Origin of the sequence: Geodermatophilus marinus (genome assembly GCF_003428645.1) — a bacterium.
Lineage (GTDB): Bacteria > Actinomycetota > Actinomycetes > Mycobacteriales > Geodermatophilaceae > Geodermatophilus.
This window is the reverse complement of sequence record NZ_QVQH01000014.1, coordinates 51,603-76,794: the sequence shown is the minus strand read 5'-3', so window position 1 is coordinate 76,794 and position 25,192 is coordinate 51,603. Positions and strand designations below refer to the sequence as shown.

General features: G+C 72.1%; 27 protein-coding genes. 7 read left to right on the top strand and 20 right to left on the bottom strand.

What is annotated here, in order from left to right:
• Positions 1-16: 16 nt before the first annotated feature.
• The 4 genes from D0Z06_RS15760 to D0Z06_RS15745 are packed head-to-tail and all read right to left on the bottom strand — an operon-like array spanning position 17 to position 2,668.
• Positions 17-1,201 carry a lipid-transfer protein gene (locus D0Z06_RS15760; protein ID WP_117378502.1) on the bottom strand — a complete coding sequence of 395 codons (1,185 nt, stop codon included), beginning with the start codon at positions 1,199-1,201 and terminating at the stop codon, positions 17-19.
• Positions 1,198-1,641: a hotdog family protein gene (locus D0Z06_RS15755; protein WP_233517726.1), complete on the bottom strand. Its 444-nt coding sequence runs from the start codon at positions 1,639-1,641 to the stop codon at positions 1,198-1,200. Before D0Z06_RS15755 ends, D0Z06_RS15760 begins: the two co-directional genes overlap by 4 nt.
• The gene (locus D0Z06_RS15750) at positions 1,638-2,075 is read right to left on the bottom strand and encodes a Zn-ribbon domain-containing OB-fold protein (protein ID WP_117378501.1); all 438 of its coding nucleotides are present in this window, start codon (positions 2,073-2,075) and stop codon (positions 1,638-1,640) included. The genes D0Z06_RS15755 and D0Z06_RS15750 overlap by 4 nt, the downstream gene beginning before the upstream one ends.
• The gene (locus D0Z06_RS15745; RefSeq protein WP_199522348.1) at positions 2,072-2,668 is read right to left on the bottom strand and encodes an FAS1-like dehydratase domain-containing protein; all 597 of its coding nucleotides are present in this window, start codon (positions 2,666-2,668) and stop codon (positions 2,072-2,074) included. The genes D0Z06_RS15750 and D0Z06_RS15745 overlap by 4 nt, the downstream gene beginning before the upstream one ends.
• Before the next feature lie 50 nt (positions 2,669-2,718).
• On the opposite strand from D0Z06_RS15745, the gene D0Z06_RS15740 reads away from it, so the two are divergent.
• Complete coding sequence (locus tag D0Z06_RS15740) at positions 2,719-3,423, top strand: TetR/AcrR family transcriptional regulator (RefSeq protein WP_370453368.1); 705 nt, start codon at positions 2,719-2,721, stop codon at positions 3,421-3,423.
• A gap of 20 nt (positions 3,424-3,443) precedes the next feature.
• Here the strand turns inward: D0Z06_RS15740 and D0Z06_RS15735 are convergent, their stop codons facing one another.
• From D0Z06_RS15735 to D0Z06_RS15725, 3 genes are read right to left on the bottom strand one after another with little or no spacing between them, the layout of a single operon-like run.
• Positions 3,444-4,079 carry a PaaI family thioesterase gene (locus D0Z06_RS15735; RefSeq protein ID WP_117378499.1) on the bottom strand — a complete coding sequence of 212 codons (636 nt, stop codon included), beginning with the start codon at positions 4,077-4,079 and terminating at the stop codon, positions 3,444-3,446.
• A complete protein-coding gene (locus D0Z06_RS15730) occupies positions 4,076-4,948 on the bottom strand; it encodes a MaoC/PaaZ C-terminal domain-containing protein (RefSeq protein WP_117378498.1) in 873 nt (290 codons plus the stop codon). The genes D0Z06_RS15735 and D0Z06_RS15730 overlap by 4 nt, the downstream gene beginning before the upstream one ends.
• Positions 4,949-4,952: 4 nt before the next feature.
• Positions 4,953-6,113 (bottom strand): steroid 3-ketoacyl-CoA thiolase, encoded by a 1,161-nt coding sequence (locus D0Z06_RS15725; RefSeq protein WP_117378497.1) that lies wholly within the window; start codon positions 6,111-6,113, stop codon positions 4,953-4,955.
• Between the two features lie 276 nt (positions 6,114-6,389).
• Between D0Z06_RS15725 and D0Z06_RS15720 the strand changes: the two genes are divergently transcribed.
• Complete coding sequence (locus D0Z06_RS15720; RefSeq protein ID WP_117378496.1) at positions 6,390-7,322, top strand: 3-oxoacyl-ACP reductase; 933 nt, start codon at positions 6,390-6,392, stop codon at positions 7,320-7,322.
• A gap of 80 nt (positions 7,323-7,402) precedes the next feature.
• Here the strand turns inward: D0Z06_RS15720 and D0Z06_RS15715 are convergent, their stop codons facing one another.
• From D0Z06_RS15715 to D0Z06_RS15705, 3 genes are read right to left on the bottom strand one after another with little or no spacing between them, the layout of a single operon-like run.
• The gene (locus D0Z06_RS15715; RefSeq protein ID WP_117378495.1) at positions 7,403-8,176 is read right to left on the bottom strand and encodes an SDR family oxidoreductase; all 774 of its coding nucleotides are present in this window, start codon (positions 8,174-8,176) and stop codon (positions 7,403-7,405) included.
• Between the two features lie 28 nt (positions 8,177-8,204).
• Positions 8,205-8,627: an SDR family oxidoreductase gene (locus D0Z06_RS27170; RefSeq protein WP_117378494.1), complete on the bottom strand. Its 423-nt coding sequence runs from the start codon at positions 8,625-8,627 to the stop codon at positions 8,205-8,207.
• Between the two features lie 44 nt (positions 8,628-8,671).
• Positions 8,672-9,340 (bottom strand): TetR family transcriptional regulator, encoded by a 669-nt coding sequence (locus D0Z06_RS15705; RefSeq protein ID WP_117378493.1) that lies wholly within the window; start codon positions 9,338-9,340, stop codon positions 8,672-8,674.
• 154 nt (positions 9,341-9,494) lie between these two features.
• On the opposite strand from D0Z06_RS15705, the gene D0Z06_RS15700 reads away from it, so the two are divergent.
• Entirely contained in the window at positions 9,495-11,042 is a 1,548-nt protein-coding gene (locus D0Z06_RS15700) for an FAD-dependent oxidoreductase (RefSeq protein WP_199522345.1), read from the top strand.
• A 63-nt stretch (positions 11,043-11,105) separates the two neighbouring features.
• On the opposite strand, the gene hsaA is transcribed toward D0Z06_RS15700, so the two are convergent.
• The gene (gene hsaA / locus D0Z06_RS15695; protein WP_117378492.1) at positions 11,106-12,284 is read right to left on the bottom strand and encodes a 3-hydroxy-9,10-secoandrosta-1,3,5(10)-triene-9,17-dione monooxygenase oxygenase subunit; all 1,179 of its coding nucleotides are present in this window, start codon (positions 12,282-12,284) and stop codon (positions 11,106-11,108) included.
• Positions 12,285-12,447: 163 nt separating this feature from the next.
• Here hsaA and D0Z06_RS15690 point away from each other — a divergent pair, with 163 nt between their 5' ends.
• The 3 genes from D0Z06_RS15690 to D0Z06_RS15680 all read left to right on the top strand — a co-directional run bounded on the left by D0Z06_RS15690 (position 12,448) and on the right by D0Z06_RS15680 (position 14,777).
• A complete protein-coding gene (locus tag D0Z06_RS15690; RefSeq protein WP_117378491.1) occupies positions 12,448-13,626 on the top strand; it encodes a Rieske 2Fe-2S domain-containing protein in 1,179 nt (392 codons plus the stop codon).
• Positions 13,626-13,901, top strand: a complete 276-nt coding sequence (locus D0Z06_RS15685) for a ferredoxin (RefSeq protein WP_117378490.1) — start codon at positions 13,626-13,628, stop codon at positions 13,899-13,901. Before D0Z06_RS15690 ends, D0Z06_RS15685 begins: the two co-directional genes overlap by 1 nt.
• Positions 13,902-13,988: 87 nt before the next feature.
• Entirely contained in the window at positions 13,989-14,777 is a 789-nt protein-coding gene (locus D0Z06_RS15680; protein WP_117378489.1) for an SDR family NAD(P)-dependent oxidoreductase, read from the top strand.
• Between the two features lie 7 nt (positions 14,778-14,784).
• Here the strand turns inward: D0Z06_RS15680 and D0Z06_RS15675 are convergent, their stop codons facing one another.
• A complete protein-coding gene (locus tag D0Z06_RS15675) occupies positions 14,785-15,708 on the bottom strand; it encodes a LysR substrate-binding domain-containing protein (protein ID WP_117378488.1) in 924 nt (307 codons plus the stop codon).
• A 71-nt stretch (positions 15,709-15,779) separates the two neighbouring features.
• Here D0Z06_RS15675 and D0Z06_RS15670 point away from each other — a divergent pair, with 71 nt between their 5' ends.
• Entirely contained in the window at positions 15,780-16,814 is a 1,035-nt protein-coding gene (locus D0Z06_RS15670; RefSeq protein ID WP_117378487.1) for a YeiH family protein, read from the top strand.
• A 138-nt stretch (positions 16,815-16,952) separates the two neighbouring features.
• On the opposite strand, the gene D0Z06_RS15665 is transcribed toward D0Z06_RS15670, so the two are convergent.
• The 8 genes from D0Z06_RS15665 to D0Z06_RS15630 form a co-directional block, all read right to left on the bottom strand.
• Positions 16,953-17,612, bottom strand: a complete 660-nt coding sequence (locus D0Z06_RS15665; RefSeq protein ID WP_199522344.1) for an SDR family NAD(P)-dependent oxidoreductase — start codon at positions 17,610-17,612, stop codon at positions 16,953-16,955.
• On the bottom strand, positions 17,609-19,069 hold the full coding sequence (locus tag D0Z06_RS15660; RefSeq protein ID WP_233517724.1) for an FAD-dependent oxidoreductase: 1,461 nt from the start codon (positions 19,067-19,069) through the stop codon (positions 17,609-17,611). Before D0Z06_RS15660 ends, D0Z06_RS15665 begins: the two co-directional genes overlap by 4 nt.
• A 17-nt stretch (positions 19,070-19,086) precedes the next feature.
• On the bottom strand, positions 19,087-19,998 hold the full coding sequence (locus tag D0Z06_RS15655; protein WP_117378485.1) for a VOC family protein: 912 nt from the start codon (positions 19,996-19,998) through the stop codon (positions 19,087-19,089).
• A 27-nt stretch (positions 19,999-20,025) separates the two neighbouring features.
• The gene (locus D0Z06_RS15650; RefSeq protein WP_117378484.1) at positions 20,026-21,210 is read right to left on the bottom strand and encodes an acyl-CoA dehydrogenase family protein; all 1,185 of its coding nucleotides are present in this window, start codon (positions 21,208-21,210) and stop codon (positions 20,026-20,028) included.
• A gap of 11 nt (positions 21,211-21,221) precedes the next feature.
• Entirely contained in the window at positions 21,222-22,295 is a 1,074-nt protein-coding gene (dmpG, locus tag D0Z06_RS15645; RefSeq protein WP_117378483.1) for a 4-hydroxy-2-oxovalerate aldolase, read from the bottom strand.
• A gap of 14 nt (positions 22,296-22,309) precedes the next feature.
• Positions 22,310-23,233 (bottom strand): acetaldehyde dehydrogenase (acetylating), encoded by a 924-nt coding sequence (locus D0Z06_RS15640; protein ID WP_117378482.1) that lies wholly within the window; start codon positions 23,231-23,233, stop codon positions 22,310-22,312.
• Positions 23,230-24,078, bottom strand: a complete 849-nt coding sequence (locus tag D0Z06_RS15635) for a 2-keto-4-pentenoate hydratase (protein WP_199522343.1) — start codon at positions 24,076-24,078, stop codon at positions 23,230-23,232. Before D0Z06_RS15635 ends, D0Z06_RS15640 begins: the two co-directional genes overlap by 4 nt.
• 67 nt (positions 24,079-24,145) lie before the next feature.
• Positions 24,146-25,189: a ferredoxin--NADP reductase gene (locus tag D0Z06_RS15630; RefSeq protein WP_117378480.1), complete on the bottom strand. Its 1,044-nt coding sequence runs from the start codon at positions 25,187-25,189 to the stop codon at positions 24,146-24,148.
• Between the last annotated feature and the right edge of the window lie 3 nt (positions 25,190-25,192).

Genomic DNA, 25,192 nt, shown 5'->3' with positions numbered 1-25,192 from the left:
ATCTCCCTGGGGTGGGTCAGCGGTCGGCAGTCAGGACGAGAGCGCTGTGCGGCACCGGCGAGCCACCCGTCACCAGCACGGTGTCGATCGGCTTGACCGGCTGGTTGACCGAGCTGCCCCGCACCAGCCGGACACCCTCGGCGATGCCGTTGACGCCGTGGATGTAGCCCTCGCCGAGCTGGCCACCGTGGGTGTTGACCGGCAGGCGGCCGTCGAGCTCGAGGTTGCCGTCGGCGATGAAGTCCTTGGCCTCACCGCGACCGCAGAAGCCGTACTCCTCCAGCTGGAGCAGCACCATGGGCGTGAAGGCGTCGTAGAGGATGGCGGCGTCGACGTGGTCCGGGCCGATCCCGGCCTGGCGCCACATCTGCTTCGCCACCAGTTCCACCTCGGGCATCCGGTCGATGTCCTCGCGGTAGTAGCTGCTCATCGAGATCTGCTGCGGGCCGACGCCCTGGGCCGCGGCGGAGATGACCGCCGGCGGGTGCGGCAGGTCGCGGGCCCGCTCGGTGCTGACGATGACCAGAGCCTGGCCTCCGTCGCTCTCCTGGCAGCAGTCGAGCAGCCGCAGCGGGTCGGCGATCAGCCGCGAGTTCTGGTGGTCCTCCAGGGTGATCGGCCGCTCGTAGAACCACGCCTTGGGGTTGTTCGCCGCGCGCTTGCGGGAGAGCACCGAGATCCGGCCGAAGTCCGCACTGGTGGCGCCGTACTTCTGCATGTAGAGCCGCGCCAGGAACGCCTCCTGCTGTGCCGGCGTCAGCAGCCCGTAGGGGTTGATCCAGTTGCGGTACTCCTGGTCGGTGTTCGCGGTGTAGGCGAAGGGAGGGGGCCCGGCGCCGAAGCGGTGCCCGGAGCGCTCGTTGAACGCCCGGTAGACCACGACCACGTCCGCGACACCGGTGGCCACCGCGAGGGCGGCCTGCTGCACCGGCGCGCATGCGCCGCCGCCACCGTGCGGGATGCGGCTGAAGAAGGACAGCTCCGGGATGCCGAGCGCGCGAGCCACGGCGATCTCCGGGTTGGTCTCCATGGTGAACAGGGCGAACCCGTCCACCTCCTCGACGCCGATCCGGGCGTCGTCGAGCGCGGCCAGCACGCTCTCGCAGGCCAGCCGCCATTCGCTGCGCCCGGACTTCTTGGAGAACTCCGTGGCCCCGATGCCGGCGATCGCGGCCTTCCCGCTGAACCCTCCCTCGTTCATCGTGCGTTCCCTCCTGTCGGGACCAGCGTCACGTCGGCGGTCACGTGCACGCCGCGGTCGTTCGAACCGAGCACCCGGAGAGTCACGGCGTCGCCGTCGACGCCGGTGACCTCACCGGTGAGGCGCATGGTGTCGCCGGGGAAGTTCGGGACACCCAGCCGTAGCGCGACGCGGGTGATGCGAGCTGCCGGCCCGGACCAGTCGGTGACGTAGCGGTCGATGAAACCGTTGGTCGAGTTGATGCTCATGAAGATGTCGGGAGTGCCGCGCTCCTGGGCTTTCCCCGGGTCGTGGTGCACGTCCTCGAAGTCTTGCGAGGCGATCGCGGTCGCCACGATCGTCGTCCGGTCCAGCGGCAGGTCCAGGGTGGGCAGCCGCCCCCCCACCTGGCAGTCGGGAAAGGTCACCGTGTCCCCCGGTGCGCTCGCGAGCTCGCTCACGCGGCGCCTCCTGAGGGACGGCGCAGCTGCGGGAGGACGTCGCCGTGCGCGTGCTCGGCGAAGCCCACCTCCAGCTCCATGCCCGGCTCCAGCTCCTCGTGCGGGATCCCGGTGATGTCGGCGACCAGCCGGGTGCCCTCCTCCAGGTCCACCAGCCCGACCGCCAGCGGGTATTCGAACGCCGGGTCCGGGGGGTGGTGGATGACCGTGTAGCTGTGCAGGGTGGCGCGGCGGGTGGACTCGACGGTGTCCCACACGAAGGAGCGGCACCGCGGGCACGACGGTGCCGGCGGGTGGCGCAGCGTCCGGCACTCGCCGCAGCGCTGGATCTCCAGCCGCCCTTCGCGCGCGGCGGTGAACCAGAACTCGTTGTCCTGCGTGATGATCAACCGCGGCACGGACGTGCGCGGGCCATCCTGACTGCGGTCGCTCATGCGTCGTCCTCCCCGGCCACCGGCTCCGCGGCCTTGGGCTCGAAACGGAGCAGTCGGAACCGCTCCTCCACGAGGAGCTCACCGGCCTGGTCCACGTACTTCTTGTGCAGGGTGAGGAAGCAGCCCTCGCCGAGCGCCGTGCGCTTGACCGGCGAGATCGACTCGATCGTGAAGTGCGCGGTCACGTGGTCGCCCGGACGCAGCTCGCGGTGGTACTCCTGCTCCACGTTGGTGGCGACCACCGAGGTGTACCCGGCCCGGTCGAGCAGGTTCAGCAACCGCGAGTAGGCGAAGTCCTCGACGATCCCCTCGCTCCGCAGCCGGTGAACTTCCCGCCACCGTCGGTAGCCGGCCATGACCCAGGTGGAGATCATCGCCGGCGGGCAGACGATTCCCTGCCGCCCGGTCTCGCGGGCCCGTGCGTCGTCCACGTAGACGGGATTGCGGTCGTCGTGTGCTTCGACCCAGTTGCGGATCATCGCCTCGTTGACCGCGTACCGCGCCACGCGCGGGGGTTCGGCCTCCAGGCCGACGAAGCCGGCCAGCTGTTCGGCCAAGCCGGGATGCGCCTCCGTGGTGCTCTCTGCCGTCACGCCGCCCCTTCCGCTGTATCGAGCAAGCGCTTGGTACGCTAACCGCAGACGTGGGCGACAAGCCCTCGAATCCCACTGGGCGGGACCGGCTCGCTCGCCGGCCGAACGAGGAGCGGACGACGCGGAAGGGACTGGCGGTGGGTGAGATCGGACCGCGACAGGAGGGCCCTCACGCGCCCGGGGACAGGCGCGCCGCCATCCTGGCACGCTCGGCGGAGCTGTTCGCGACCCGTGGTGTGGCTGCGACGACGGTCCGGCACATCGGCGAGGCCGCCGGGATGCTGTCCGGCAGCCTGTACCACCACTTCCCGTCCAAGGACGCCATCGTGGCCGAGGTGCTGGCGGTCTTCATGGCGGACATCCAGCGCCGCTTCGCCGAAGTCGCTCGCCGGGCGGGAACGCCGGAGGAGACGCTGCGCCGGCTGGTGCACGAAACGCTGGCCGTGATCGAGGAGCACCCGCACCCGACCGCGATGTACCAGAACGACCGCCAGTACCTGTGCGACCGCGGCCTGCTCGAGCCGGTCGACAGCGCGTCGCGCGCTGTGCGGAGCCACTGGATGAAGGCGCTGGAGGCTGGGATCGCCGACGGCACCTTCCGCGGTGACGTGCCGCCCGAGGTCTCCTACCGCGCCCTGCGCGACACGCTCTGGGCGACCATGCACTGGCCGAACCGGGCGAACTTCTCCACCGAGGAGTTCGCCGACCTGCTGGTCGACCTCTTCCTCCACGGCCTGCGCCGGCCCGCCGGCTGACCGACCCGGCAGACCACTCCTCACTGCGGGCGGGGCACCTGCTTGGCGATGAACAACCCCGCCGCGCTGACGCAGATCTCTCCGCCGGCGGTGATGGTGCCCTCGGTCCGGATCTTGCGCCCGTCCACCGACACCTGACGGGCGGTGACAGTGAGCGGCTGGAACAACGGCGTGGTCCGGTGATAGCGCAGCGTCAACTCGGCCGTCATCCCCGACGGGCCGGCCCAGTGGTTGGCCACGCCAAGGGTGTGGTCGAGCAGCAAGGCGGAGACCCCGCCGTGCACGAAGCCGGGCGGTCCCTGATACGGCAGGCCCAGCACCGTGGTGCCCTCGATGGCGCCGTCGTCACGCCCGGTGAGCGCGAGCGGTGGGGCGATGGCGTTCTCGGGCCCGGTCACCGGATCGTGCCGGGTGACCCCTTCGCCGGCCCACATGTCGACCATCCGGTCGGCCATGGTCGGGGCGTGCTGCTCGAGGTGGTCGGCGACGGCGTCGAGGCGGGCCGCCACGTCCTGCATCTCCGCGGCGCTGTTGCCACCGGTGTGCAGCAGCGCCGCGACCACCCGGCGGGCCGCCGCGACCGCGGCGTCCACGCCGGCGTTGTCCGGCGCGGCGGTGAGCCTCGGCCGCTGCGGCGCGGCCGCCTCCCGGCTCACGGCTGCACCGAGGCGGTCGCGTGCGTGAGCACCGGCGCATCGTCGCGCTCCGGGCAGACCGACGTCAGCCAGACGTCGTTCCCGTCCCGCCAGACGCTGGTCCGGATGGACTGCCCGGGGTACAGCGAGCCGGCGAAGCGCACCGACAGACCGGCCAGCCGGGTGGCGTCGCCGTCGAGCACCCCGTCGACCAGCGACTTCGCCACCAGCCCGAATGACGCGAGGCCGTGCAGGATCGGCTGCTCGAAACCGGCCTGCGCGGCGAACGCCGGATCGGCGTGCAGCGGGTTGAGGTCACCGTTCAGCCGGTAGAGCAGCGCCGTCTGCGGCGTCGTCACGGAGTCCAGCACCACGTCGGGGGCGCGATCGGGTCGCGACCTGCCCACCTCGGGGCCAGCCTCCCCGCCGAAACCGCCTTCCCCGCGGGCCCAGATCTGCATGGTGGTCGTCCACAACGGGGCGCCGTCGGCGGCGACCGCCGCCTGCTCCAGCTCGATCACGGCGGCCTTGCCCTTGTCCCACACGTTCGCCACGCGTGAACTCACGGTGGCCGTGCCCGATGCGGGGATCGGCCGGTGCACCGTCAGCGACTGGCCGCCGTGCAGGATCCGGCGCAGGTCGATGTCCACACCGGGCATGGACATCGCCGTCGGCGGCAGCTCACCGGCCGAGACGCCCTGACCGGCGACCATTGCGAACGTCGGGAGGACCTGCAGATCCCGTTCGAAGGTGTAGCGCAGCTCAGGATCGGTGTCCGCGCGTCTCCCGGCGCCGAGGCTGAGGTGGTAGAGCAGCACGTCGCGGGTCGTCCAGCGGGCCTCGCGGATGCTCGGCTCGGCCGAGAACGCCTCGTCGAGGTCGATGGGCACTGCGTCAGATCCGCTCGAGGATGGTGGCCGTCGAGTGGGCACCGCCGGCACACATGGTGACCAGTGCGGTCGACCTGTCGGCCCGCTCGAGTTCGTTGACCGCCTGCGTGATCAGGCGCGCGCCGGTCGAGCCGACCGCGTGACCCAGTGCGATGGCGCCGCCGTTCACGTTCACCTTGCCCATGTCGGCACCGTGGACCTGCGCCCAGGAGAGCACCACCGACGCGAACGCCTCGTTGATCTCGACCAGGTCGATGTCATCGAGCTTCATGCCGGCGCGGTCGAGCACGTGCGCGGTGGCCTCGACCGGCCCGTCCAGGTGGTAGTAGGGATCAGAGCCGACCATGCCGGAGGCGACGATCCGCGCCCGCGGCCGCAGCCCCAGTGCCCGCGCCCGGTCCTCGCTCATGAGCAGCACCGCGGCGGCGCCGTCGCTGATCTGCGAGGAGTTGCCGGCGGTGTGGATGCCGTCGGGCAGCACCGGCTTCAGGGAGGCCAGCTTCTCGGCGGTGGTCTCGCGCAGCCCCTGGTCGCGGGTGACGACGGCGGTCTCGCCGGTCGGCCCCTCCGCACCCATGACCGGAGCGGTCACTGGGACGATCTGCCCGGCGAAGCGGTCCTCGGCCCAGGCACGGGAGGCCTTCTGCTGCGAGGCGAGACCGAGGGCGTCGGCCTGCTCACGGGTGATACCGCGCTTCGCCGCGATCCGCTCGGCGGCGGTGAACTGGTCGGGCATGTCGAGGGTCCAACCGTCGGGGGCCGGGCTGCCGGTGCCCGGCGCCAGCGCGGAGCCGAGGAACACCCGGCTCATGGCCTCCACGCCGCAGCCGATGCCGACGTCGACGGCACCAGCAGCGATGAGGCCGGCGACCAGGTGCACCGCCTGCTGCGAGGAGCCGCACGCGCAGTCGATGCTGGTGCAGGCGGCGGAGTAGGGCAGACCGGCGTAGAGCCAGGCGTTGCGCGTGACGTTGTTGGACTGCTCCCCCGCCTGCGTCACGCAGCCACCGACGACCTGCCCGACGATCGCCGGGTCCAGGCCGTTGCGCTCGACCAGCGCTCTCTGCGCGATGCCGAGCAGCTCGGCCGGGTGCACCCCCGACAGGGCACCGCGCCGACGGCCGACGGGCGTACGGACGGCGTCGACGATGACGGCCTCGGCCATGACGTCCTCCTGGAGTGGTTCGTGCGCGGAATGTCCGACTCCGTCAAAACTAGAATCAATTACTACGAGGTGCAACGGCGTCGTCCCGGCCACTGGTACGCGGCGCCCCAGCCGTTGAATGCCGGTTCCGCTCATCCCAGCCAGCGGAACGAGGCCGGACGCGTGGCCTCGGCAGCGTCCTACGCTCCGCCGGCAGCCCGCCCGGCGGGCGCAGTCGAACGTCCGTCACGTGCGGCGGCCGCACCCCTCGGTGGCCGCTGGAAGAGGAGCAGCCCGGTGAACGAAGCGACCAGCCTGGAGGGCCGCACGGCCGTCGTCACAGGGGCCGGCGCGGGTCTCGGCCGCGCGGAAGTACTCGCCCTGGCCGCCCGCGGCGCGAACGTCGTCGTCAACGACGTCGGCTCGGCGGCGCACGACGTCGTCGCGGAGGTCGAGGCGCTCGGCCGCAAGGCCGTCGCGGTGACCGGCGACGTCGGCGACTGGGGCCTGGGCGAGCAGTTGGTGCAGGCCGCCGTCGACTCCTTCGGCAGCCTGGACATCGTCGTCAACAACGCCGGGATCACCCGCGACACCATGCTGTTCAACCTGTCCGAGCAGCAGTGGGACGACGTCATCCGGGTGCACCTGAAGGGCCACGCCTCGGTGTCGCGCGCCGCAGCGGTGCACTGGCGGCAGGCGTCCAAGGCCACCGGCGGACCGGTGTACGGGCGAGTGGTCAACACCGCGTCCGAGGCGTTCCTCTTTGGGTCGGCCGGCCAGGCCAACTACTCCGCAGCCAAGGCCGGGATTGTCGCGCTCACCCTCTCGACCTCCCAGGGGCTGTCCCGCTACGGCGTCACCGCCAACGCGATCTGCCCGCGGGCCCGCACCGGCATGACCGATGGCGTCTTCGCCGAGGCGGCCACCAGCGACGGGCTGGACATCCTCGCGCCCGAGCGGGTCGGCACGCTGGTCGGCTACCTCGCCTCGCCCGCCTCCCAGGGCATCAGCGGTCAGGTCTTCGTCGTCTACGGCGACTTCGTGGCGTTGCTGGCCCCGCCCACCGTGGAGAAAAAGTTTATCGCCGCCGACGGCACGTTCACCGTCGAGGAGCTCGACGAGCAGCTGACCGGGTACTTCAGCGGTCGCAGCCCGCGGCAGACTTTCTCGGCCTACGACATCGCCCGGCTGGACACCACCGGCGTCCAGAACGTGGCCGCCTCTCGCTGACCCCGTCCACCGGAGAGGGCCCCTGCCGCCGTCGGCGGCAGGGGCCCTCTCCGCGTGCTCGGAGCTGCCCGGCGAGCGGGTCAGAAGACGGCCGGGCCCCGCAGGCTGACCTCTGCGCCGCCGTCGACGTAGAGCACCTGGCCCGTCATGTGCGTGTTCGACGGACCGATCAGCCAGCTCAGCGCCTCGGCGATCACCTCCGGGCCGGCGTACCCGTTCAACGGCATGGGCACTGCGCGGTCCATGACCTGCTTCATCCGCTCGTCGGCGAACAGCGCGGCGCTCATCGGGGTGCGCACCACCCCGGGAGCGACGAGGTTCACCGGGATACCCGCGCCGGCCCACTCCGGGATGACGCAGTACCGCCGCACCCACCGGGCCAGAGCCGCCTTCGACGAGGGGTACAGCCGCTGCGGCCCCTCCCCCATCACCACCTCGGCCCGGGCAAGAGCGGCCGCCTCGTCGTCGGCCAGGCAGGCCGCCACGACCTCCTCATCGACCGGCTGGGTGCCCGAGATCGACCCCACGACGGCGGCACGCGGCGCGGCCGCTGCGGCCAGCGCCGGCCGCAGCCCCTCGGCCAGCGCGGTGACGCCGAAGAAGTTGACGCTCACCAGCGTCGGCGAGGGGACGTTGATCCCGGCGCAGGCGACCAGCCCGTCGAGCACTCCCCCGCATCGCTCGAGCACCGCCTCGACGGCATGGGTGCGCCCGGTAGGCGTGCCGAGATCGGCGCAGACGTCGGCGTCCTTCAGGTCGATCCCGATGACGGTGTCGCCCGCTCCGGTCAGCTGCTCGGCAAGGGCCTGGCCGATGCCGGAGGCGGAACCGGTGACTGCGATGCGGCGGGACATGGGTCTCCTGGGGTTCGTCGGCGGGCGATCAGATGTGGGACCCGCGGTCGACCCGCAGGTCGACGCCGGTGAGGTAGGAGGCGTCGTGCGACGCGGCAAAGGCGATCGTCGCCGCGATCTGCTCGGGCTGCGCCGGCCCCAGCGGCGAGCGGATGCGGGCGTAGTAGCCGAAGTCCAGCCCGTCGAGCTTGTCAAGAGCCGAGACAGCGCCGCGCACGGCGGCCACCACGGCGGCCTCGTCAGAGACGTCGGCGACGTGCAGAACAACCCGCCCCGGCCCGGACGCCGCCGCAACGGTGGCCGCCAGGCCTCGCTCGTTCGCGTCGACCGCGAACACGTCGGCGCCCTCGTCGACCAGTCGCAGCGCGGTCGCGCGACCGATGCCCGAGCCGGCGCCGGTGAGCAGCACATCGGTGCCGGCGAACCGGTCGCGGACGACCTCGTGGTCCATGGCTGCGCCCGTCTCCTCTCGCGTCGCCCGGCGAGAATCGGACGCTAACCGACCGGTTCGCTCCCGAGACGTGCGTTCCCGGTCATCGGGAGCTCGGCGTCCGCCTGCCTCGAACCCCGCCCGGCGAGCAACAGCCGGCAGGCGACCCGGAGGTCGGCCTCGGCGTCCGGGAGCGAGGTGCGGCCGTTGAGCGCGGACGTCAGCAGGCCGTACCAGCACTGCATGACCAGCCAGACCGCGGTGACGTCCTGCGCCGTCGGCTCCGGCGCCCCGAGCGCACGCAGGAGCAGGTCACGGGTGGTGCGGTCGCTGCGGGCCGCCTCCGGCACCCGGGCGGCATGGGCGGAGTTCTGCGCCTGCAGCAGCGCCTGGGCCAAGGTCGGCCGGTGGAAGAGCTGGCGGGTCGCGGCGACCAGCACGTCGTAGACCGCGTCCTCGGGGGCCTGTCCTGGACGCGGCGGCGAGGTCCGGGCGTCGAGGAGGTCGATCTGCTCGGCCATGACGGCCGCGAAGAGATAGGTCTTGGACGGGAAGTACCGGTAGAGGGTGCCGATGGCGACACCGGCTTCCTTGGCCACCTCGTGCATCTGCACTTCTTCCAGCCCCTTGACGGCAGCGAGGTCCGCTGCTGCCCGGAGGATGCGCCGGTGCCGCGCCTTCTGGCTCGGCGAGGTCGGCTCGGCCGCCTCGCGGGCCTCGGCGATCCTGGGCACTGTCTACCTCGCGATGTCGGGGCACGGACGGTCGGATGATACTGACCGGCACCGCATCCCCCCGCCGCCGTACCGCTGAACGGGATCGTGCCCACGACGCCTGCCGTGCGCCGGTTGAGTGCCCTGGAGCAGGCGGCGCACGGAGGAGGCACGGGTGGACGGACGGGATGCGGCGACCGATGCGCTGGAGTGCGAGTACGACGTGGTCGTCGTGGGATCCGGGGCCGGGGCGCTGACCGGAGCGTTCGTGGCAGCGGCTGGAGGACGGTCCGTCGTCGTCCTCGAGGCCACGGACCGCCTGGGCGGCACCTCGGCCTACTCCGGCGCTGCGTGCTGGCTGCCCGGCACGCAGGTGCAGGAGCGCGCCGGGATCGGCGACTCCTCCGAGGCGGCGCGGACCTACCTGCGGGCGCTGATCGGGGAGGGCACCGCCGCCCACCAGGACGCGTTCGTCGAGCACGCGCCGGTCCTGGTCGAATTCCTCGAGCGCGACCCCGCGATCGCCTTCGAGTGGCGCCCCTTCCCTGACTACTTCGCCGCTCCGGGCCGGATGGACGCCGGGCGGGCCATCAACCCTCTCGACCTTCCTGCCGCGGAACTGGGCGAGCTCGCCGCGCTGATCCGTCCGCCCGTGGACCGGGACCGGGCCGGTCGCGACCACGCGCGCTCCGCGCCCCTGAGTCAGGGGCGGGCGTTGATCGGAAGGCTGCTGCTGGCCTACGTCCGCGCGGGAGGGGCGATCCGCACAGGAGCGCGCGTGACCGACCTGCTCACCGATGACGGCCGCGTGGTCGGCGTCATGGCCATGACCGCCGACGGCCCGGTGGAGGTGCGCGCCCGGCACGGCGTGCTGCTGGCGGCCGGCGGCTTCGAGCGGAACACGGCCATGCGCGTCGCGCACGGGGTACCGGGCGCGGCCGAGTGGTCGATGGCCCCGGCGGAGGCCGCGGCCGGGGAGCCGATCGGCGCGGCGGTCGCCCTGGGTGCGGCCACCGACCTGCTCGACCAGGCGTGGTTGTGCCCCGGGATCCTGCATCCCGATGGCTCGGCTGCCTTCACGCTCGGTCTCCGCGGCGGATTGATCGTCGACGGCAACGGCCACCGGTACGCCGACGAGTCCCTGCCGTACGACCGGATGGGGCGGCAGATGGCGGCCGCGCCGGATCGTGTGCCGTCCTGGCTCGTCTTCGACTCCCGGACCGGCGGAGAGCTACCGGCCATCTCGCTGCCCCCGCTGCCGGCCGACGTGCACCTCGCCGCCGGCACGTGGGTTCGCGCCGGAACGCTCCAGGACCTCGCCGGGAGGATCGGCGTCCCGGCGGCGGCGCTGACCGCCACGGTCGACCGGTTCAACGGGTTCGCGGCCTCTGGCGTCGACGAGGACTTCGGGCGCGGTGACGACCCTTACGACCGGTTCTTCGCCGCTGGCGACGGACCCAACCCCTGTCTCGTCCCGGTGGACACCGCGCCGTACTTCGCCGCCCGCCTGGTGCTGAGCGATCTCGGCACCAAGGGAGGGCTGCGCACCGATCCGCATGCCCGGGTGCTGCGCGCCGACGGCGACGCGATCCCCGGGCTCTACGCCGCGGGCAACACCAGCGCCTCCATGGCGGGGCCGGTATACCCAGGCCCCGGCATCCCGATCGGGACCGCCATGGTGTTCAGCTCGCTCGCCGTGCGGGACATGACGGGGACGCCCTGATCCCCCTGCCCGCCGGCGGATGATCGGCGCCGGTCCCCACCTGGGGACGGGTGTCGATCCGGCTCAGATGAGGTTGTCCTCCACCGCCAGGCCGAAAGCGCCCTTGCCGTAGAGGGCGAGCGTGCGCTCGACGTCGTTGGCCACGTGCACGCTGCCGGCGTGCACGTCCCGCCAGGCACGCTCGATCGGGTTCCCCCTCCGCAGCGAGTTGCCGCCGGCCGTCTTGAAGAGCAGGTCCGCGGCCGCTAGGGAGCGCTCGGTGGCACGTACCTGGTCGCGGCGGGTGCGCAGTCGCAGCTCCATGGGGATGCCCTCCGCCGTGGCCGCGTTCCGGTGCAGCTCGCTCATGTTGCGGTCCATCTGCAACGTGGCCGCGTCGATCTCCGACGCCACCCGGGCGACGGCGACCTGCGCGAACGGGTCCTCGGCGAAGCGGCCACCACCCAGCGACAGGCGGACGCGGTCGCGCATCGCGGCGACATAGGAGTCGTAGCACCCCTGGACCGCGCCCAGGAGCGGAGCGGTGACCGCCGAGGTGAAGACGGCACCGAAGGGCATCCGGTACAGCGGGCCGGGGTTGGCCCGCTGCCCCGGCCCCCGCAACTGCGAGTGCTCGAAGTTGCGCAGCACCCGGTGCTCCGGCACGAAGGCGCCGGCGACCTCGATGTCGTTGCTGCCGGTCCCGCGCAGCCCCATCACGTCCCAGACGTCGTGCACCACGAAGTCCGTGCGAGGCACCAGCACGGTGAGGAAGTCCAGCGGCCGGCCGTGGACGCCGACCACCAGGGCTCCGAGCAAGGCCCAGCCGGCGTGATCGCAACCGGAGGAGAAGCTCCACCGGCCGGTCAGCTGGTAGCCACCGTCGACCTCGGTGAGGCGCCCCACCGGTGCGTAGCTGGATGCGACCAGGGTGTCCGGGTCGGGGACCCAGACGTCGTCCTGGGCGCCCTCCGGGAAGAGCGCGAGCTGCCATGGGTGGACTCCGACGACCGAGGTGACCCAGCCGGTGGAGCCGCATGCCCCCGCAACCGCCCGCACCACCCGGAAGAACTCGGTGGGGTCGCACTCCGCTCCTCCGTAGCGCTTGGGCTGCAGCATGCGGAAGACACCCGCGTCAACCAGTTCGGCCATCGTCTCGTCGGGCACCCGGCAGGTCTCCTCTGCCGCCACGGCACGATCGGCGATGCCGGGCAGCAGCGCGGCCACCCGGGCGTGCACCGTCGTCCCTCCGGTGTCGCTCATGCCGGTTCCTCCTCGCGCGTCGATGCGTGGCACGGATTCGATGGTGCGCCGCGGCGCGGCTCCGCCCTGCAGCCTTTCCGATGAGTGAGACGCGCCACCCCGTGCCGGGGCACCGGGCCTACGTTGGCGCTCGAGCACCAGCACTCGAGGGGATGGTCGGGGAATGACCGCTGTGCAGGACAGGGACGGGATCCGCCGCATCGAGGCCGAGGCGGCACCGGCACGATTCGCGCGTGGTTGGCACTGCCTCGGGCTGATCCGCGACTTCGCCGACGGCACGCCGCACTCCATCCGGGCGTTCGGGCAGAAGCTCGTCGTCTTCCAGGGCGAGGACGGCTCCGTCAACGTCCTCGACGCCTACTGCCGGCACATGGGTGGCGATCTGTCGCAGGGCACCGTGAAGGGCAACGAGGTCGCCTGCCCGTTCCACGACTGGCGCTGGGGCGGCGACGGCAGGTGCAAGCAGATCCCCTACAGCCGGCGGGTACCCCTGCGGGCGCGGACGGCTGCCTGGCCGACCCTGCAGCAGGACGGGATGCTCTTCGTCTGGAACGACCCGGAAGGCAACCCTCCGCCGGCCGACGTCACGATCCCGCGCATCGAGGGCGCGACCAGTGACGAGTGGACCGACTGGCGCTGGTACTACACCGTGGTGGACACCAACTGCCGTGAGGTCATCGACAACATCGTCGACATGGCGCACTTCTTCTACGTGCACGGCTCGTTCCCGACCTACTTCAAGACGATCTTCGAGGGTCCGGTCGCCACGCAGATCCAGAACGGCGTGGGGCGGGAGGACGTCCGCCCACCGGCCAAGGAGGGACAGCCCAAGCTCATCGGCAACACGTCGGTGGCCGCCTACCACGGACCGTCGTTCATGATCGACGACCTGACCTACCACTACGACAACATGGACCTCGAGTCCGTGCTGATCAACTGCCACTACCCCATCGACGCCAACTCGTTCGTCCTGCAGTACGGCGTGATCGTCAAGCGCTCCGAGCACCTGCCCGGAGACGCCGCCGAGAAGTTGGCCATCGGAACGGGTGACTTCATCCGGCAGGGCTTCGAGCAGGACGTCGAGATCTGGAAGAACAAGACCCGGATCGACAACCCGCTGCTGTGCGAGGAGGACGGCCCCGTGTACCAGCTGCGACGCTGGTACGAGCAGTTCTACGTCGACGTCGCCGATGTCACGCCGGAGATGGTCGAGCGGTTCGAGTACGAGATGGACACCAGCAAGCCCAACGAGGCGTGGCGCCGGGAGGTCGAGGCGAACCTCGCCCGCCGGGCAGCCGCCGAGGACACGCCGGCTGCCTGGGCAGCGGGTCAGTCGGTCTGATGGCGGTGCGGCCGGACAACCGGCTCCTCGACACCCCGATGCAGGAGGTCACCTGCCGGCGCTGCGCGGCGCGGGTCGAGGTGCGCAAGGGTAGCTGGCACCAGACCAGCGTCCAGTGGAACGCCGACGCCCTCACCGCCTGCGAGGAACGCCGCGCCGCCACCGCGGGACCCGGACCCAACGGGGACTTCTTCGAGGCCTGCGCGTCGCTGCGGGCTTCGATCGCCGAGGCCGCCACCTCCGGGCTGATCCCGGTCCTCGACGACGGTTACTGAATCGACGACCACGACGATCGCGCCCCCGTCGGTCCGGCTCCCGGGCCGGCTGGGGCACCTTCGCGCGCCGAGGAAAGAAGGTTCGCCATGATCGACGCTGCCACCTACGGCCCTTGGGCGGTCATCGCCGGCGGCTCCGAGGGCGTGGGTGCAGCGTTCGCCCAGCAGCTCGCGGACGCCGGGATCAACCTGGTGCTCATCGCCCGCAAGCCCGGGCCGCTCGCCGAGACCGCTGACGCGGTACGGGCGAAGGGCGTGACGGTCCGGACCCTCGAGCTGGACCTGCTCGATCCCGGCGCGGTAAAGGCCATCCGGGAGGCCACCGACGACGTCGAGGTCGGGCTGCTGGTCTTCAACGCCGGGGCGAACAGCTACGGGAGCGACTTCGTCGACGGTGACCTGGAGCGCTTCCAGGGGGTCATCGACCTCAACATCACCGCCCAGCTCGCCCTCACCCACCACTTCGGGGGGCGGATGAAGCTGCGCGGGCGCGGCGGGATCCTGCTCGTCGGCTCCCTGGCCGGTTACCTGGGCACCGCCCACACCGCGGTCTACTCGGCGGCCAAGGCCTTCGGGCGGGTGTTCGCCGAAGGGCTCTGGCTGGAGCTCCGCGAGCACGGGGTGCACGTCCTGGAACTGGTGCTGGGCGTCACCCGCACGCCGGCGATGGAGCGGGCCGGGTTGGACTTCTCCGTCCCGGGGCTGATCGTGGCCGAGCCCGACGACGTCGCACGAGAGGGCCTGGCGCACCTGCCCCACGGTCCGGTGTGGATCGCCGGAGGCAACGACGCGGTCGCGGCCAAGCGCAGCGGTCCCGAACGCGCCGCGCTGCTGGAGAAGGCGCACGCCGGCCACCAGCGGCTGATCGGTCGCTGACCGGGGATCAACGGTTCCGCGGGACCGCGGCCCGGCGCTGCGCGATGCGGACCAGGTCCCCGGCCTCCCCGTCCAGCCGCCGTGGCCCGGCCCAGACCGCGGTCAGCTCCCGGCGCAGGTCCACGCCCGTGACCGGCACCCGGTGCAGTTCGCCCGCGGCGACGGAAGCGGCCACCGCCAGCGCGCTGAGCACCGCGGGCGGCCCACCGGCCACCACGCTCAGCCGCACGGCGGCGTTGCTGGTCAGGGCCAGCGCCGGCTCCGCCATCGCGGCCGGTCCGCCGAGCGCGGCCTCCAGCGCGGTGCGGGTGCCCGACCCCGTCTCGCGCACCACCAGCGGCGTGGCGGCCAGCTCGGCTGCCGGGACCGGCGCGCGCCGGCGGGCCCAGGGGTGGCCGGGGTGCACGACGACCACCAGCTCGTCGGCACCGACCGGTGCCCGGTGCAGGCCGCCGGGCAGCTCGGGAGACTCCACGAAGCCGACGTCGTAGCCACCGGCCGCTACCCCGGCGGCGACCTCCGCCGAGTTCTGCACGGCCAGCGCCACGCGCACCTCCGGGTGGTGCCGTCGCAGTTCGGCGAGCCAGACCGGCACCAGGTACTCCGCCACGGTCATGCTCGCGGCGATGCCGAGCCGGTGGCCGCCACCGGCTCGCAGGGCCTCGAGCCCGGTGCTGAGCCGGTCCGCGGCATCCAGCACGCCTCGCGCCCAGTCCACGACCAGGGCGCCCTCGGGCGTGAGGGTCGACCCGCGGGCCGAGCGCCGCAGCACCCGCACCCCGCTGGCGCGCTCGAACCGGGCGACCGCACGGCTGGCATTGGGCTGGGCCATGCCCACGGCGCGAGCGCCGGCCCCCAGGCTGCCGTGCTCGGACACGCTGACGATCAGCTCGAGCAACCGGAGGTCACCCCAGCTGACCTGCGCTGCCATATCACCAGCATATGGAGCCATGTCCGGTCGGTGGCTACCGGTGCCCGCAGCTCGGGACCACCCTCGGTGGCATGGATCCCTCTGCCGCCGGCGTCCACCCTGCCGCCGTGCACCGCGGCCCGGAAGGCGGGCGGTGGCACACGCTGCCGGGCCTGACCCTGTGCGCAGCAGCGGTGGTCACCTCCTTCGTCGTGCAGCGGGTCGTGCCGTCGGTCAGCGTGCTGATCATCGCGATCGGGCTGGGGGTGCTCCTGGCGAACGTCGTCCGGCTGCCGGCGACGGTGCAGCCGGGCCTCGCCTTCTCCGCGAAGCGGCTGCTGCGCCTGGGCATCGTGCTCCTGGGCCTGCAGCTGCTGCTCGGCGACGTCCTCGGGCTGGGCACCGGGATGCTGGGGGTGGTGGTGGCGATCGTGGCGGGAGGTATCGGTTCGACCCTGCTGGTCGGCCGCCTCCTGGGCGTCGGCGCCACCCAGCGACTGCTCATCGCCTGCGGCTTCTCGATCTGCGGGGCCGCCGCCGTCGCAGCGGTCGACGGCGTGGTCGATGCCGACGAGGAGGAGGTCGTCACCGCCGTCGCGCTGGTCGTGCTCTTCGGCACGCTGATGCTCCCGCTGGTGCCGCTGACCGCCGCCGGATTGGGCCTGTCCGAGCACGTCGGCGGGCTCTGGGCGGGTGGCGCGATCCACGAGGTGGCCCAGGTGGTCGCGGCCGGCGGCACGATGGGTGCGGGCGCGCTGACGGTGGCAGTGGTGGTCAAGCTCGCGCGGGTCCTGATGCTCGCCCCGGTGATCGCAGCGGTGAGCTGGCAGCGACGGCGTCAGCCGGCCGGCGGGCCGGAGGGGCGGCGTCCGCCGCTGGTGCCGCTGTTCGTCGTCGGCTTCCTGGCCATGGTGGTGGTCCGGTCCACCGGGATCGTCCCCGGGGCGGTGCTGCACGTGGCCGGAGCCGTCCAGGTGGGCCTGCTGTCCGCCGCCATGTTCGCGCTGGGCTGCGGGGTGCGGCTCAGCTCCCTCCGCCGGGTCGGGCCACGTCCGCTGCTGCTCGCGCTGGTCTCCACCGTCGTGGTCGCGAGCGTCTCGCTGGGCGGTGTGCTCCTGATCCCCTGACTCCGGTCAGGCGCCCTGGGCATCGGCGGTCACACGTGCGAACCGCCGTCGAGCCGGAACTCCGTCCCGTTGAGGTAGGCGCCGTCGGCGGACCCGGCGAAGGCGATCGCCGCGGCCAGGTCCTCCGGCTTGCCCGGCTTACCCCACAGCGGGTACGTACGGGCGTACTAGGAGACGTCGACCCCTTCGAATCCGCTCCTTGTTCATCGTCAGCGGCGTGGCCACCCCACCCGGCGACACGGGAACCACCCGGATCCGGCGCGGCGCCAGCTCGGCGGCCAGGCTCACCGCGAACGACAGCAGCGCGCCCTTGGAGGCCGCGTAGTCGGTCATGCCCGGGTGCGCCTTCGTGGCCGCGGTCGAGGTGGTCAGCACGATCACGCCGGTGCGGTCGGGGATGTGCGGCAGCAGCTCCCGGCACAGCGTGACCGGTGCGAAGAGGTTGATCGCCAGCAGCCAGCGGTAGTCGTCGAGATCGAGCGTCTCCATCGGCGTGGTCCGGAGCGTCCCGGCCACGTTGGCCAGCACGTCGACCCGGCCCACTTCGGCCACCCCGGCCGCTGCCGCGGCCACCACGACCTCCTCGGTCGAGAGGTCGGCGGAGTGGCACATCAGCCGCGCGGGATCCGCCACCAGCTCGCAGGTCGCCGCCAGCCCCTCCGCGTCCCGGTCGACGGCGAAGACCGTCGCCCCCTCGGCCACCAGCCGGACCGCGGTCGCCCGGCCGATCCCGGAGCCCGCCCCGGTGAGGAACACCCGCTTGCCCTCGTAGCGGTCCATCGCCTGCCTCTCCGTCATGGTCGCCGGTCCGCGCCTGTCGCGGCCGCCCGGCCGGCGCGCCGGCCGAAGAAGGTGCCGTCACCCAGCGACGTCCCGCTGATGTATCCCTCGCCGTGGATCCCGGCGCTGGCCCGCCCGGCGGCGAACAGCCCGCGGATCTCCGTCCCGGACACGTCGAGCACGGCGCCGTCGACGGTGGTGTGCAGGCCGCCGAGGGTGAAGCCGGCCGCGCCGGTTCCCTGCGGCGTGGCGTCGCGACCGCTGGCGAACCCCAGCCGGGGGTCCAGCGCGGCGAACGGTGGCTCCAGCGGGCGGAGCCACTCCGCGTTCTTGTGGAACAGCGGGTCCTCCCCCGCGGCGGCATGCCGGTTGTAGACCATGACCGTCGCCTCCAGCGCCCCGGCCGGGATGCCGAGTTCGGCCTCCAGCTCGGCGATGGTCTCGGCGGCGTACCGGGGACGAACCCCCCAGAGATCGCCGGCCGGGATCGACTCCCACCCGGCCTCGTCGACGACCACCCACCACGGGCCGGGCTGGTGCTTCACGGCCGCCGAGCTGAACAGACCCGGGTAGACGTCCTCGTTGATGAACCGCTGACCGACCGCGTTGACCAGCACACCGCGCACCGCCGCCGCCGGAAGCGCGGTCAGCGCCACCTGCACCGAGCCCATCCGGCGGGTCGCCGCGCCGAGCGCGGTGGCCATGCGGATGCCGCTGCCGTCGTCGCCACCGTCGCTGACCTTGCCGTGGCCGAGCAGCACCGGGGCATGCGCGGCGAGCATCGCCTCGTCGTCGACGAAGCCCCCGGTCGTGAGGACGACGCCGCGTCGCGCGCGGAAGGCCACGTCCGCGCCGAAGCGGCGGGCGGTCACGCCGGCCACCCGCCCGTCCTCGACCACCAGGGCAGCGGCACGGACGTCGTTCTCGATCCGGGCCCCGGCCCCGCACACGGCGCCGACGAGCCGCTCCATGAGCAGCCCGCCGGCGAACCCCGGGGCGGCCGGGCGGTGCCCGCGCGGGACCGGCCGGGCCTGGTGGTCGTAGGGCCAAGCGTTCTCACCCAGCCACATGAGACCGTCGGTGGTCAGCGGCATCCAGGTGGGCGCGTCGAACAGCGTCTCCTGGAAGGGCACACCAAGAGCGCGGAACCACTCGAAGTGCTCGACGCTGCCCTCGCAGTACAGCCGCAGCTTCTCCTCGTCGGCGTGCGGGCCGAGCGCTGCCCGCAGGTAGGCGAACATCGACTCGGCGTCGTCGTCGAAGCCGCAGGCCTTCTGCACCGAGGTGCCGCCGCCGAGGTAGAGCTCGCCGCCGGACTGCGCCGAGGAGCCACCGGGGCCGGACGCGCGCTCCAGCACGAGCACCGACGCGCCGGCGGCGGCCGCCTCGACGGCGGCCGCCGCACCGGCACAGCCGAGGCCGACGACGAGGACGTCGGCCTCGGCCTCGGCCCGTTCGATCGCCGAGGCCTGCACCGGGGCGACCGAACGGCTCACTTCCGCGGGACGAACGCGGCCAGGGGCTCCGAGCCCGACCAGTCGTGGCCCCAGTAGCTGTCGGCGGTGATCTCCTCGGCGGTGTAGGAGGATTCGTCGACCAGCATGCCCTCGCAGCCGTACTCGATGTCCCACCCGCCGGGGGCACGCACGTAGAACGACACCATCTTGTCGTTGGTGTGCCGACCCAGCGTCGACGACAGGGAGAAGCCGGCCCGGTTCACGTTGTCCAGCGCACGGCCCACGGCGTCCAGCGTGTCGACCTCGACCATCAGGTGCACCAGGCCCGGCGGCTCACCGTGGGGTGCCGGCGCGATGGCCAGGCTGTGGTGACGCTGGTTGACCCCCATGAACCGAACCCGCCGCGACGACGTCGGCCCGCCGAGGCGCATGGCACCGCGCGGCTTGAAGCCGAGCACCTCGCAGTAGAACGCCACGGTCTCGTCAGGGCAGGTGGTGGGGAGCACGACGTGCCCCATCCCCTGCCCCCCCGTCACGAACCGCTGGGCCTGTCCCGTGAGCAGCGGCGAGTGGTCGAGGATCGGCGCGAAGAACACCTCGACGGGAGTGCCGGACGGGTCCTGGAAGGCGATCGCCTCCTCGACGCCGCGGTCGTCGCACTCCTCGCGGGACAGCTCCTTGACGGCAACCCCGGACGCCTCGACGGCACGGCCGACCGCGGCCAGCGCGAACTGGTCACGGACCTCCCAGCCGACCGCGCGGACGTGGTCGTGCTCGCCGGGCACCACGATCAGCCGGGCGCGGCGTTCGTCCATCCGCAGGTACAACGCGTCCGGGTTGGGGCCGCTGCCGACCGCGAAGCCGAGGGCGCCGACGGTCAGCTCCCGCCAGCGGTCGATGTCGGTGGTCTGGACCTCGAGGTATCCGAGGCCACGGATCTGGGTCATGTGCTGTCTCCGTTCGAGATGGGCGGGTCAGATCATCGAGCGCATCGGACCCGGCGGCGGCTCGATGCCGAGCTGGGACAGCGCGGCCACGTGGTTGATCGAGCCGGGCACGTGGATGGCGTGCGTCAGGCCCATGTGGGCGTCCCGCCAGAAGCGCTGCAGCGGGTTGTCCATCCGCATGGCGTTCCCACCCGACCGGGCGACGATCTCGTCCACCGCCCGCACCGCCCGCCAGGCCGCCTGGGTCTGGTTGCGCCGGCCCAGCGCCCGCTCCTCGAAGGAGAACTCGTGGCCGGCGGCGGCCAGGTCGTACATCCGGTTGGCGTTGTCGAGCAAGGCGGCCCGGGACGCGGCGATCTCGCCGGCGGCCTCACCGATCGCGTAGAGCACGTACGGGTCGTCCTTCACCTTGGTCCCGGTGATCTGCACGCGCGTCCGCTGGTACGCCAGGTGGTGGGCCAGCGCGCCTTCCGCGATGCCGATGACGGCCGAGGTGATGCCGAGCGGGAACGCGCAGGAGAACGGCAGGTGGTAGAGCGGGTTGGTCAGCCCGGCGTCCTTGGGTTGCGTGCCGTCGACCAGCTTGGCGTTGTGGATGATCCGGTAGGACGGGATGAAGGCGTCCTTGACGATGATGTCCTTGCTGCCCGTGCCGCGCAGGCCGACGACGTCCCAGGTGTCCTCGACGATCTCGTAGTCCGAGCGCGGCAGGATCACGTGGACGTTCTGCGGCGGCTTGGCCATGTCGCCGTTCTCATCGCCGAGGAAGGCGCCGAGGAAGATCCAGTCGCAGTGATCCGTGCCCGAGGAGAACTGCCACCGACCGTTGAAGACGTACCCTCCCTCCACCGGGCGCAGGATGCCCATGGGGGCGTACGGCGAGGCGATCCAGACGTCGTGATCGGCTCCCCACACCTCCTCCTGCACCTTCGGGTCGGCCATGGCCATCTCCCACGGGTGGATGCCGACGATGCCGGCGACCCAGCCGGTGGAGCCGTCCAGGGCGGCGGTGGCCATCACGGTCTCGGCCCACTCCACCGGGTGCGCCTCGGCGCCGCCGTAGGTCGCGGGCTGCAGCATCCGGATGACGCCCGCGTCACGCAGCGTCTTCGCGGCGGTGTCGCTGAGCTTGCCGAGACGCTCGTTGACGACGCCCTGCGCCCGGATCTCGTCAGCGCGCTCGGTGATCGCGTCGAGGGCGGTGGTGGTCATGGCGGTGGGCCTCAGTTCTTTCCGGCGAGCGTGGAGTTCTTCTCGGCGAGCGAGACAGCGATGTCGATGAGCTGGTCCTCCTGCCCGCCGACCAGCTTGCGCCGTCCGGCCTCGATGAGGATCTCGGCGCCGGAGACCCCGTAGCGCTTGGCCTGGCGGTCGGCGTGCTTGAGGAAGGAGGAGTAGACGCCGGCGTAACCCATGGTCAAGGAGAGCCGGTCGAGCAGGCACTCGTCGTCCATGACCGGCCGGACGACGTCCTCGGCGGCATCGATGACCTTGAGGGTGTCGACGCCGGTGCGGATGCCGAGCTTCTCGGCGACCGCGACGAATGCCTCGACCGGGGTGTTCCCGGCCCCGGCGCCGAACCGGCGGGTGGAGCCGTCGATCTGCTGGGCGCCGTTGCGGACGGCGATGACCGAGTTCGCCACCCCGAGGCCGAGGTTCTCGTGGCCGTGGAAGCCGACCTGGGCGTCGTTCCCGAGCTCGGCCACCAGCGCGGCGATCCGGTCGCCGGTCTGCTCCATGATCAGCGCCCCGGCGGAGTCGACCACGTAGACGCATTGGCAGCCGGCATCGGCCATGATCCGCGCCTGCTGCGCCAGCATCTCCGGGGGCTGGCTGTGGCTCATCATCAGGAAGCCGACGGTCTCCAGCCCCAGCTCCCGGGCCAGCCCGAAGTGCTGGATCGAGATGTCGGCCTCGGTGCAGTGCGTGGCGATCCGGCAGATCGACGCACCGTTCCCGGCCGCCTCGCGGATGTCGTCCTGGATGCCCAGGCCGGGGAGCATGAGAAAGGCGATCCTGGCGCGGGTGGCCGTCTTCACCGCCTCCTTGATCAGCTCCTGCTCGGGGGTGTGGCTGAAGCCGTAGTTGAAGGACGAGCCACCCAGCCCGTCGCCGTGCGTCACCTCGATGACCGGCACGCCGGCGTCGTCGAGCGCGCCCACGATCGACCGGACGTGCTCAGCAGTGAACTGGTGCCGCTTGGCATGCGAGCCGTCACGCAGTGACGAGTCGGTGATCCGGATGTCGAGATCGTCGCTGTAGGCCTTCGCGGCCGGGAAAGCGGAGAGAGCAGTCATGGCGGTCGGTGTCCTCAGCTCGCGGCGGGTGTGCGGTCGGCCAGGATGCGGACGGCAAAGCCTTCACCGACCGCGGTCGCCGCGGCGGTCATGATGTCGAGGTTGCCGCTGTAGGGCGGCAGGAAGTCCCCTCCGCCCTCGACCTCGATGAAGACGGCGACCCGAGCCATCCCGCCGCTCATCGGGTTCGGGTCGTCGAACTGCGGGTCGGTGCGCAGCCGGTAGCCGGGCACGTAGGCGGCGACGTCGTCGGCCATCTTGTGGATCGAGGCAGCGATCGCTTCACGGTCGGCGTCCTCGGGGATGGCGCAGAAGATGGTGTCCTGCATGAACATCGGCGGCTCGGCGGGGTTGAGGATGATGATCGCCTTGCCTCGCCGCGCGCCACCGATGACCTCGATGCCCCGGGAGGTCGCCCGGGTGAACTCGTCGATGTTGTTGCGCGTGCCCGGGCCGGCCGACGGTGACGCCACACTGGCCACGATCTCCGCATAGGCCACCTCGGTCACCCGGGACACCGCGGCCACCATCGGGATGGTCGCCTGGCCGCCGCAGGTGATCAGGCTGACGTTGGGAGCCTCGCGGTGCTCGTCGAGGTTGACGGCGGGGACGACGGCGGGGCCGAGGGCAGCCGGGGTGAGGTCGATGGCCTGGATCCCCCGCTCGGCGTAGCGCGGCGCGTTGGCGCGGTGCACGTAGGCCGAGGTGGCCTCGAAGACGAGGTCGGGCTGCTCGTCCTGGGCCAGCAGCCAGTCGACACCGTCGGCCGATGACTCGAGGCCCAGGGCGGTCGCCCGGGCCAGACCCTCGCTGGCGGGGTCGACCCCGATCATCCAGCGCGGCTCGATGCTGGCCGAGCGCTGCAGCTTGTACAGCAGGTCGGTGCCGATGTTGCCCGAGCCGACGATGGCGGCGGTCGCCTTGCTGGTGGCGGTCACTGGTCTCCCCCGGTGAAGGTCAAAGCCACGGAGCCGAGTCCGACGAACTCGGCACGGAAGGTGGAGCCGGCCCGGACGTCGAGGGCCCGGGTGCAGGAGCCCGGCAGGATCACGTGCCCGGCCTCCAGCTTCACGCCGAAGGAGGCGACCGTGCGGGCCAGCCAGGCGACGGCGGTGGTCGGGTTGCCGAGGACGGCGCTGGTGTTGCCGCGGGCGACCTCCACGTCGTCCTGGAACAGCACCGCGTCGATGTCGGCCGGGTCCAGGTCGCGCGGACTCATCCGTGCGGCACCCAGGACGACGCCGGCCGAGGAGGCGTTGTCGGCGATCGTGTCGGCCAGACCGATCCGCCAGTCGACGATCCGGCTGTCGATCAGCTCGATGCTCGGAGCCAGGTACTCGGTGGCGGCGAGGACGTCGTCCTCGGTGCACCCCTCCCCCGGCAGCGTGTCGCCGAGCACGTAGGCCACCTCCACCTCGATCCGGGGGAAGCAGTACCGAGCAGCCGGCACGGGGGTGCCCTCGGAGAGCACCATCCTGTCGAGCAGGTGGCCGTAGTCGGGCTCGTCCACCCCCATCATCTGCTGCATCACCGGGGACGAGAGCCCCACCTTGTGGCCGTGCACGGTGGCGCCGTCGGCCCGCTGACGGGCGATGTTCAGCAGCTGGATCTCGTACGCGTCGACGACGTCGATGCCGGGGAACACAGTGGTCAGCGGCTGGACCGGAGCCCGGTCCCGCTCGGCGGCCCAGAGCAGGTCGGCCGCCTCCTGGCGTTGTGATCGGCTGAGCATCCGGTGCCTCTCGTCGTCCTGGCCTGCGCCCCGGTCGGGGTGTAGCTGCACGGTGGCATCGGGCTGCGCGAGCCGGGGGGCACCTCCCGGTGAGTGGGAGGCCCACCCGGTGGCGGGCTCATGCCTCGTAGGTGATCCGGAAGCGCTCGCTGATCGGGAAGGCCTGGCAGGCCAGCAGCAAGCCGTCCTCCAGGTCGTGGGCGTCGAGGACCTCGTTGCGCTCCATGGCGGCCTCACCCTCGAGCACCACGCAGGCGCACGCGCTGCAGTTGCCCTCGCGGCAGGAGAACGGTGCGTCCAGCCCCGCGTTGCGCAGCGCGTCGAGCAGCTTGGTGCGACGCGGCCAGGCGACCGTGGTCACCTCGCCATCGAGCTGGACCTCCACCTCGGCCGGCGGGCCGACGTCATCGTCCTCGACGTCGAGCTCGACGACGTCCACGTCGGCGAACGGATCGTTGGTGAGGGAGGTGAACCGCTCGATGTGCAGACGGGAGTCGGGGACACCAGCGGCGGCGAGGGTCGCCTGGGCGAGATCCATGAACGGTCCCGGGCCGCAGATGTACACCTGCCGGCCGGTGTACGGCCCGGTCAGCGCGCGCAACCCCGCGGCGGTGGGGATGCCCTGCAGGGACTCCAGCCAGTGCAGTACGACCAGCCGGTCGGGGTGCTCCTTGGCGAGGGTGACCAGCTCGTCGCGGAAGATCACGGACTGCTCGTCCCGGTTGGCATAGACGAGCGTCACCGCACCGGCGCCCGCGCCCAGCACCGACTTGAGGATGGACATCACCGGGGTGATGCCGCTCCCGCCGGCGAGCAGCAGGACGTCGTCGTCGAGGGACTTCGGGGTGAACATGCCCGAGGGCCGCAGCACCTCCAGCGTCATCCCCTCGGCCACGTTGTCGCACAGCCAGTTCGACCCGTAGCCGCCCACGGTGCGCTTGACGGTGACCTTCAGCCGTTCCTGGCAGTGCGGCGAGCTCGACAGCGAGTAGCAGCGGGCCGCGCCGCCTGCCCGCTCCGAGGGGATGCGGACGGTCAGGAACTGCCCCGGCCGGTAGGACTCGAACGGCTGCGGGTCCTCGGGTTCTAGGACGAGCGAGTGCGCGTCGACGGTCTCGCGAACGACCTCGACGACCCGGACGCGTTGCGGTCCGCTCGACATGGT